This is a genomic window from Pseudoxanthomonas jiangsuensis (assembly GCF_010093185.1).
GTDB lineage: Bacteria > Pseudomonadota > Gammaproteobacteria > Xanthomonadales > Xanthomonadaceae > Pseudoxanthomonas > Pseudoxanthomonas jiangsuensis.
The window spans coordinates 1-625 of the sequence record NZ_PDWL01000102.1 but is presented as its reverse complement, the minus strand read 5'-3'; the positions used below and the strand labels follow the sequence as shown (position 1 = coordinate 625).

Genomic DNA, 625 nt, shown 5'->3' with positions numbered 1-625 from the left:
CTGGTCGACAGTGGCCTGGTGAAAGGCGTGGCCGACCTGTATCTGCTGAGCGTGGACCAGCTGCTGCAATTGCGCCTGATCAGCACGGCCGACAGCCCGCACGCGTTCTTGCGCGAGGCGGGCGAGCATCTGGCCAGCGGTGCATATGCGCAGCTGGAAGCCAGCGTGGTCGGGATCGGCGTGGACCTGGCCGGGGAGCGCGACGTGCCGCAGACCTGGCAGGCCGATCTGCTCCGCGCAGGCTTGCCGAGCTTCGACTGGAACCGCAAGAAGATCGCCACCAAGTGGGCGGAGAATCTCATCGAGGCGATCGAAACATCGCGCGATACCACGCTGGAGCGTTTCCTGTTTGCGCTGGGCATCGAGCATGTGGGCGAAAGCACGGCCAAGGCGTTGTCGGCCTGGTTCGGCGATCTGGAATTGATCCGGCATCTGCCGTGGCCGCTGTTCAAGCGCGTGCCGGATATCGGCGGCGAAGTAGCGCGCTCGCTGGGGCACTTCTTCGACCAAGCCGGGAATCAGCAGGCCATCGATGACCTGCTGCAGCGTGGCGTGCGCATTGGCGACACGCATCCGCCTTCGCCCAAGCTGCGCGAGGCGCTGAGCTTTGCCGCCGTGCTGGAAG

General features: G+C 65.6%; 1 protein-coding gene. It reads left to right on the top strand.

Annotated elements, in window-relative coordinates:
- The coding region (locus CSC62_RS17470) for a helix-hairpin-helix domain-containing protein (protein ID WP_281353328.1) at positions 1-625 on the top strand (625 nt) is incomplete at both ends.